This window comes from Pantoea sp. X-Soil-YNGN-844, assembly GCF_059730595.1.
This window is the reverse complement of sequence record NZ_AP036009.1, coordinates 164167-173150: the sequence shown is the minus strand read 5'-3', so window position 1 is coordinate 173150 and position 8984 is coordinate 164167. Positions and strand designations below refer to the sequence as shown.

4 protein-coding genes are annotated in these 8984 nt (G+C 48.3%); 1 reads left to right on the top strand and 3 read right to left on the bottom strand.

All coding sequences use genetic code 11. From position 1 onward, the window contains the following. Positions 1–2285 precede the first annotated feature (2285 nt). Positions 2286–3359 (top strand): RepB family plasmid replication initiator protein, encoded by a 1074-nt coding sequence (locus AC6I8C_RS22005; protein WP_266306721.1) that lies wholly within the window; start codon positions 2286–2288, stop codon positions 3357–3359. Between the two features lie 1487 nt (positions 3360–4846). On the opposite strand, the gene AC6I8C_RS22000 is transcribed toward AC6I8C_RS22005, so the two are convergent. From AC6I8C_RS22000 to AC6I8C_RS21990, 3 genes are all read right to left on the bottom strand, one after another. Beyond that, a complete protein-coding gene (locus AC6I8C_RS22000) occupies positions 4847–6034 on the bottom strand; it encodes a diguanylate phosphodiesterase (protein WP_497823880.1) in 1188 nt (395 codons plus the stop codon). A gap of 306 nt (positions 6035–6340) precedes the next feature. After that, entirely contained in the window at positions 6341–8125 is a 1785-nt protein-coding gene (locus AC6I8C_RS21995) for an EAL domain-containing protein (RefSeq protein ID WP_497823879.1), read from the bottom strand. Between the two features lie 512 nt (positions 8126–8637). Next, a complete protein-coding gene (locus AC6I8C_RS21990) occupies positions 8638–8862 on the bottom strand; it encodes a DUF3606 domain-containing protein (RefSeq protein WP_013356498.1) in 225 nt (74 codons plus the stop codon). Between the last annotated feature and the right edge of the window lie 122 nt (positions 8863–8984).

Below are 8984 nucleotides of genomic sequence, written 5' to 3'. Positions count from 1 at the left end.
GTCTCATGTGGTGGAATGGTTGTCGGAAATTTCTGGTCAGCTTTAAAAGAGGATCTCTTGAGCTCTGTGGCCGTAGTCCATTCAGTTTGAGTATGTTGAACAGGCATGAGAGAGGAGTGTGATAATTGATGGTGGAGGGTAGTGCCCGATATTCGTTTTAGTTATGTAATGACAGAAATGCCCAGTCGGCAATCGTAGCCCTTATTTGAGTTGCTGATCATGGTATTTTCATCATGAAAATTTTCTATATATCCATTTATATCAGTATCTTACGAGAATATTTGCTTGGTGAAAATCTGCAGCGAAAATGGGTTTTCATCAAGTATTCTTTTAACTATAAATAGTGGCTTAAACGTTAGTGGAAAGCCTAAGTGGTCACCCTGGCAGTACTCTCTTTTTAGTTATCGACTCTCTTATTGATAATAAAACCTTGCTCCCTCAAAAGAACAGACATCAGCCTTATACATTACCAAACTAACCTTTTCTGACTTTTAAGATCATCGCAATTGAAATCGAAGAATTTCTTTTCTGGCCCTGAGCCGATCTGTCAGCATTGTAAGCTTTGCTAAGAGCCAGGCTAGACATGACTTCTTCGAGAAGGTCTATAAAGGCAAAGCTATAGGATGCGATGCTTTACTCACTTTCTTAATAAATCTGCAAAAGAGAGGAGATGTATCGAGCCAGGCTGGAACCCTACACATCAACTATCGGGCTCTTAGCTTCTGCACGAAAAATGGTTATATGCGTATTGGAGTTACAGCTCCTGTATAGGCAGGACAGAATCTGTCTGTTCCTCTAAGAAATGGTGCTGGTCGTAAGCTTGTCAGAAATTCATATCCTCTTATAACTTTCAATTACGATTTGTTTATAGTCTGTGTGGATGCTTCTCACAGAGTCCTCCAGCATTTGTCACTACATCTGACAGAGATTCTATTCTTATCGCTGACTTACTTTGCTCCTTTTAAAGATGTTTTATTTATACTGTTAGCTTTAGCGGTTTCATAAATACTGTGATGAAATATTGAGCTCTGTGAATGGGGCAGGGGATTGAGAGTAACAAGCCAGATAGTAATGACCAGTAAGACACCGCTTAAGCAGCAAAAGGAAATCCGCATAATTTAAACATCGTCTGTTCGGTTAGTGTAATGGCATGACAATCAACTTTCTTTTTCCCTCGTTATAAACGATCGCCTGCAGTTACCTGATAATGTCACTATGCATAACAGATTTCTTTATGAACTGGGTTCGTCAAGTTGGGGAAAAGTATCAATCGCTACGCTAACTTATCGCTGTCTGAATTCATTCAGGAGCCAGTCGGACTTAATGAGTCGATCTTCAACCTTAAGAAACGTTATTTCTGGGATCATAAGCAGGGTGTTTTCACTATGAAAATATGAAAAAATAACTTATTTATCAAATACATACATTATTAAATTCATGGTGAAAACCTGTTCTTCACTCCTGAAAGTTTACCTAAAGAGCTGGGAGATCTTCGCTCAGAGCTTAAAACCTTTATATCTTTATGGTTATTGGCACATACCCGATTAAATGCTTTGCCTTGTCAGCAACAGATTGCTCCCACACCTAATAACTCGCTCAGAACCTGCTTATAGCATTCTTTATCTCGTATCTGCAGTTGTAAACCCGTTTGACGTCAGCTTTGGTTATCGCTGAATCGTGTCTGTTTTATCCCCGTTATTCACAGGCCAGATCCAATTGGTCGATCCTCAATAGATCAAATTGAGATCCTTAACAGATCCCAACAGGCTCTGAAGCCACGCAGCACAAGGTCTGAAAGGGTGTTGCTATCCACTGTAGCGAGAAGAACAACCACTGAAGAGAGCACAACAACCACTATAGTGAGTAAAGCAACCGCGCTGGCGAGTGCTCAACAACCACTGTAGCGAGTAGATAACACTTTTTCATGTGCATAACCCCCGATTGAGCACATCCGCTGCAGTTTTAGAATCTTTGGCAAGGAAACAAGGTAAAAACGGAGATTCTGATTAACTGGGGGCAGGCTTTTTTAACGGGTTATCCACCGAGCAGATCCAATAACAGATCCACATAAGATCCTTTTTAAGGTCCTTAAAGATCCCTGTGCAGCCTCAGCCCCTGGTATCACTGCGATAAAGAAGGTTAGCTAACCACTGTAGCGAGTAAAACAACCACTGTATCGAGATAAATAACCACTATGGCAAGTAGATTAACCGCTATAGTGAGTGCTAATATCCACTGTATTGAGTAACAGCGGCTCTCGCCTGTTCACATCACGGATCTTCCTAATGCCAAGAAAAGAACCAGATATCCTGAACATAGCTGATGCGTTTAGCGAAACAGATAAGCGTACAGGCGAAGTTGTTACTCTGACGCCCAACAGTAATAACACCGTGCAGCCAGTCGCGTTGATGCGACTTGGCTTGTTTGTTCCAACGCTGAAATCCACAGCGCGCAGTCAGAAAAACCAGATGAATGCGATGGATGTGACTCAGGATCTGAAACAGTTATCTCTGGTCAGATCGGAAGGGTATGACAACATCAAGATTTTGGGTGCCCGGCTGGATATGGATAATGATTTTAAGACCTGGGTCGGGATCATTCGCGCATTCGCCACGCATGAGTGTCTGGGAGACACGGTAACGCTCTCGTTCGTAGAATTTGCAAAACTCTGCGGCATACCTTCTGCGCGCCTCTCATCGAAGCTCAGAAGCCGTCTGGACGCTTCGCTGACGCGGATTGCGTCTAATACCCTGACTTTTACCAGCAAGGGCGGAGAGAATTACACAACGCATCTGGTGCAGTCCGCCAAATACAGCGTCAAAAAGGACACGGTGACCTTACAGGCCGATCCCAAAATCTTTGAGCTGTATCAGTTCGACAGAAAGGTTCTGCTGCAGCTTAAGGCTATTAACGAGCTGGCACGCAAAGAGTCCGCTCAGGCGCTTTATACGTTCATTGAAAGCCTTCCGCCTAAGCCTGCGCCAATATCCATGGCACGCCTGCGTGCAAGGCTTAACCTTACGTCGCGCGTGATCACCCAGAATGCGACAGTCAGGAAAGCGATGGAGCAGTTAAAAGAGATTGGTTATCTCGATTATACCGAGACCCGCCGCGGCTCTTCCGTGTACTTCTGGGTCCATTATCGTCACCCCAAGCTGCGCCCGGCCGAACTGCCGCTCAGCAAGGCAGACCTGATCGATGATGAGATGGACGAGTTTGACGATCTGGACAATGATCCCACTATTATTGATGTCAATCTGCCCGAACCGGTGGGTGAAGATGAAAGCAGTGAACTTGTCATGGTATCGCGCGAGGAAAAAGAGTTACTGAATAAAATCAGGAAACAGAAAAAGCGTTAGTTGCCTGTTCACCACATTGTTCATGGCTCAACAACCCTGCTGCCTGCTAACCACTATAGCGAGAGATGGGCTGTTTAAGGGTATCTGACAGCCCTGACCACTATAGCGAGTAAGACTACTCGCTATAGTGGTTAGTCCTTTCCCGAAAGAGCATCAATATCCACATACGCCTGCCTGAAAAACATCCTGCAATTTGCTGTGTCTTCCATTCCGCCTCCCGGACCCAGAGGGTGCATTAGACTTCACAAAAGATCTGCTTCCTGTAGTGGTTAGCCAGTACGTGGCCTCACTGTAAACGCTGCAATAAGGCGTTATCGTGTTTATCACTCGCTACAGTGGTTAGTCAGGTCTGGTTAACAGAACGCGGATTCTCCTCCCGATGCCATGTGACGTGTTCCGCAGGCGATATTCAGCTCTTCGGCTTCACTCGCTACAGTGGTTATTACCATTCTGGAATGGCTATCTCATCCTGGTTTGCCTCATTCTGCCCAAAAGATTTACACGCTATAGTGGTTTTCTGGTGATTTATTGGCTGATGCGTTCAGATAATGTTCAGGTGACAGACCCGGTTCTTACAACATTCTCGCTACAGTGGTTGTTTTTTTAGATTGAAGGGACGGTATTACTCGCTATAGTGGTTAGCATTATCATTTTACTCTGTCTGTTAAAAATACTCAGTTCGTTAAAGTGAGTGCTTACTATCAATTTATGTCTATCACAGTGCCATGAGAATAAAAAATCAGCATGACGGGGAAGGTATGACAGGCACTCGCTACAGTGGTTGTGTTACAGGATGAGCAGAATGATTTCGTTTACAGAACAAAGCTATTTTAGCGAATAACAGCACAGAACAGGGCAGGGGCTATTATTCTGTTCCTGCTACATGCACATTTTCACATGACCTTTTTACTCGCTACAGTGGTTATCCCCCATGGGAATCGTGCGTGGTGCACTGTTGAGCACAGATAATCTCAGGCTTCTCTTTCTGGATAACTTACTCGATATAGTGGTTATCATCTGAGAACAGAGGTGAGCAGGTACTCGCTACAGTGGTTATCTGAGCGTTTATCGTCTGCCTGAATGATTTATCGGCATAATCCGGATGATTATTGCGCAACATACTGGCTACAGTGGTTGTCATAAACGCTTCTGGCGAACCTTTGCTCGCTATAGTGGATATTTGTCACATTCTATACCCGGATAGTGCAGTTCAGTATCAGATTCACTTCCCATAGTGGTTAACCTGTAAGCGTTACTCGCTATAGTGGTTATCAGGAAATGTATGCCGGAAATGCGTCAGAAACTCATTCAAAAATGCAGTATCGCGTCCAGGATGTTTACAAAAGAAGCTTAGAATGCGCAGATAAATAGAGGGAGGCAGGGGATGCCTGTTAATGATGCTTTTTCCTGAGAGTCGGCAGGGCCATAAATGAAAAAAAGCGGCCGCTCGCTGGCGTACCGCTTTAAGATTATTGAGACCGCGTACGTTACACCGCCTCGCGATATTCCGGCCAGGCGACCGATTGGGCCTCATAGCGGCCCGCAGATGCGAACAGCGTACCCTGGAAATTGATCACGCCTGCAGCTTCCAGCCACATCCACTCTTCTGCCTGTACAATCCCTGCCGCGATAACGGTGATCTCCAGCGCTGAGCAGCACTTGATGATCGCCTGCACCACCGCCTGCTTTGGCCCACTACGATGAACGTCGCGGGTGATACCGGCATCGATACGGATACGGTCGGGCTGAATATGAGTCAGTAATGATAATCCCGCGGAGCCATCTCCAAAATTGTCGATAGACAGGCTGATCCCGAACGCTTTTAACGCGCGTACGGCTTCAGAGAACGCATCCAGCTGTGAAATCACGCCGGTTTCACTCACACCAATAACAACCTGCTCCGGCACCAGACCCGCCTGCTGAATGGCTGCCACAATGTGCTCAACGGCGTCGGGTATGACAACCAGCGTCATTGGCAGCAGACTCACGTAGAGCGTCATACCATCGGGACAGACCAGGCCAGCGTGGGCAAAGGTTTTTTTCACGGTTTCCAGATCGTCAACATAAAGCCGGTCGTCGGAAATTTCACCGGTAAGTGCCGGACGCAGGGTGACAGCTTCAATGGCGGTCACCTTACGTGCCAGCGGATCGACCACCGGCCGGAAGCTCACCCCTTCTGTCTCCGGACGGGACTCCGGCACATTAGTGTGCTCTGAAATAAACTCCCAGTAACCTGGCGGCAGAACCTCGTAGTAGTTTTCTTTCTCGCGTGACTCAACAAAAGTACGCAGGAATTGCAGTGCCCGATCATCATAGGTCAGGCGATATTTAGACGTACCTTTGTCCAGCACCGCCTGTAGCAGTGATGAGCGATCATGTTCGCGCAGATCAAACAGCGACATGCCCGCATTACCAAAACGTCGGGAAGGCGCATAGTCGCGCATTAACTCCACCACATTATGATGCCGGCGATCGGCACAGATTCGCTGATAAACGGCCTGAATGCCCGCTTCCGGGCCTTCAAGTAACTGGAAGAAATGGGTGCCGTTGAATAACAGGATACCGGTTACATCGTGTGTAGTATTGATTTTGCTGGCGTTGTCGACCATTTCCGGAAGGGTTCTGACCGGAAAATCATCTGAAATATGGCTGCGATAGATTATGGTGGTTAGCATGTGCAGCTCCGCTTTACGTGATTGTTGCGGACACGCTATCATTGTTCAAAAAATGTTTCACCTTTACTTGGTTACTTTCGCACAGACTGCATCAGAGCAGGTGGCACTAAGCGAAGCGGCAAATCTGCAGATCTGAATTCAGTCACCGTAACGGTAATAATGCTGCTGGATCTCCGCAGATAAACTCATTTCAGTGCACCATAAATAAGACCGCCATCAGGGCGGCCTTGTGGCTTTAGCGGAAAATTATTCAGCAGCTAAGCAGTGACATGAGCGCAATGTTCAACACCGGTATAGCCCGCAGGTTTAATGACACTCACCACGCAGTTTCCAGTGAAGCCAGTGATCCAGCGCTTCTTCGTTTAGTGGCCTGGAATAGAAGTAGCCCTGAGCCTGATCGCAGCCATATTCCGTCAGGGATGTCACGGCGTCAGGACACTCAACGCCTTCTGCCACCACCGTATAGTCCAGTTCTTTAAGCATGGCGATGATGCTGCGGGCAATAATGCGTGAAGCCGTATCAGAAGAGAGTTCACTGATCAGAGAGCGATCCAGCTTGATAACATCCAGCGGCATACGGCGAAGATAGCTGATATTGCTGTAGCCTGCGCCAAAATCATCAAGTGAAATCGTGAATCCCCGTTCTCTGAGCATCTCCAGTCCGTGAAGGGCGGTGGGGCTTTCCAGGATACGCTCTGTCTCCAGACATTCGATGCCCAGCAGCGAGGTCGGAAGCTTAGCCTTCAGCATTTTGTTTTCCAGCGCGGAAGCAAATCCCACGCATGCAAAATCGCGTACGCTGACGTTGATGGTCAGTGGCAACTGAATACAGTTATTACGCAGTCGTCTGAGACGTTCAACAGCCTGATCGATAATCCAGGCGGTCAGCACCGAGAGCAGATCGGTCTGCTCGGCCAGCGGAATAAAGGCGGCAGGTGAAAGTTCTCCTCTGCTGGGATGTCGCCAGCGGATGAGCGCTTCCAGGCCCACCGGTTTGCCACTCTGCAGGCAAATCTTAGGCTGATAGACCAGATAAAGCCCGATGTTATCGCGCAAAGCGGTTTTCAGATCGGTCATCAGCAGGAAATCTTCTGAGCGCTGTGTTTCCGCCTCAATATCAAAACGCTGAGAGGGCAGCCCGCGCCCGACCGCTTCATTCAGGGCGCTGACCGCGCGGCGTAACACTTCCGACGCTGACATGCTGCCGGCAACAAAGGCCGCCTCACCGGTATGAGGCGTCAGTGCAACTGACAGCCCCTCATCCATGTCTGCACTGATACCTTCCAGGCGACCGGCGACCCAGGCTGCACTCAGTCTGCTATCAGCACGGGTCAGAATGGCAAACCGCCCGGTGGCCACGGTGTAGATCATCTCACCCACTGCCGGGCGCAGACGCAGCGGCAGCAGGGTAGCCATATCCTTCAGCAGGCTTTCAACCGGATTCATTCCCATGGTGCGGGCCAGTTCATAAGCACGTGACATATCGATGCAATCAATCAGCACCAGACGGCGTGGCGTGGTGTCACCAGCCACGGCCAGATATTGCAAATCACGTATCAGACGCTGGCGATTAGGCAATCCGGTCACCGGATCGCAAAAACCAGCTGAATGCCAGGCTTCAAGAAAGGACATGACCAGCGTGGAGAGCAGCGTTAATGTCGTCACCTGCTCAACGGCAAACGCATGCGGCTCGGTGTCGGTAACACAGAGCGTGCCCAGAATAATGCCGTCGCGGGTTTTGAGAGGCACACCGGCATAAAAACGAATAAAAGGTGAGCCGGTGATCAGCGGATGCGTCACGAAACGCGCATCGTGATAGGTATCCGGGACGATCACTGCGCTGTCGCTGTCTACCACATGACGGCAGAGTGAATCCCCACGCGTTGAACGTTGCAGATCAAAGTTATGTGACGCCCGTACGGTCTGGTACTCGTCATCCAGCACCGAGATAAAGCTTCCCGGGATACCCAGGGCCTGACTGGCTAAGCGGACAAATTTTCGCAGAACATCATCGCGACTTTCGTCAGGGTTGCGCAGTGCCTGCAAAGCACGACTTCGGCGTTCATTGTCGCCGTTTAGATTCTTGAGCATGTGTGTGTAACCTCCGCACCGGCTGATTACGGAGCGAAAAAAGAAAACTGTCCTGAGCGAAATTTCATTCGGGCGGCAGGAAATATAGCGTATTTTTTATTTTCATCCTGATGATAAGGGACTATGCGGCAGGTGTCTCTTAATATTTTCTTTAACGCATAAAGGCAATATTTACGATTCGAAAATTTAATCGAAGCGGTGCCTGATTATTTACCTTTTATATTTTCAGCCCGGTGTTTCAGCGCTGTTAAGGTTTATTTTCAGGCAGAAAATCAATAAGCATTCAGGATGGTTACTATTATTTCTAACTCGGTTTTCTGGGAGAACAGTCATGATGCCGGAGGCAGGATCGTTATGCACAGGCTACTCTGCGGGATAACCTCTTCAAACACAACGCAAAAGCCGGGCAGGAACCCGGACCGGCAGAGATGACCTGTCAGCGTGCTCCGGGCTGATGCAGGCCAATCCACCGCAATGCCGGCGTTAACACAGCGTTTCTGTCAGCAATCAGCTTAACGTTTGATGCCATTCAGAGATTGAGCCGGGCGACGTGGGGGCGGGTTCTGTTCCAGCCAGTCACGCACCTGTTCGGTCCGCGCGCCGCTTTCACGGATCGCGCGTGTCAGTCTTTCCTGGGTTGTCCTCAGCTCCTGAGTCCAGTAGGTGATTTGCCACTGTTCGCGAATTTCCACATGCGACAGATCGTCGGGTGAGCGACGCTGGATGGGATTTTTCATTTATTATCCTCCTCTGGTTTCAATGATGCAGCCTGAACAGGAATCTCAGGCTAAACATCTATCCTGATGAAGAAAGCAGCATTGAGGTAGCGGATTAATCCCTGAATGGTTCTTAAGTCAAA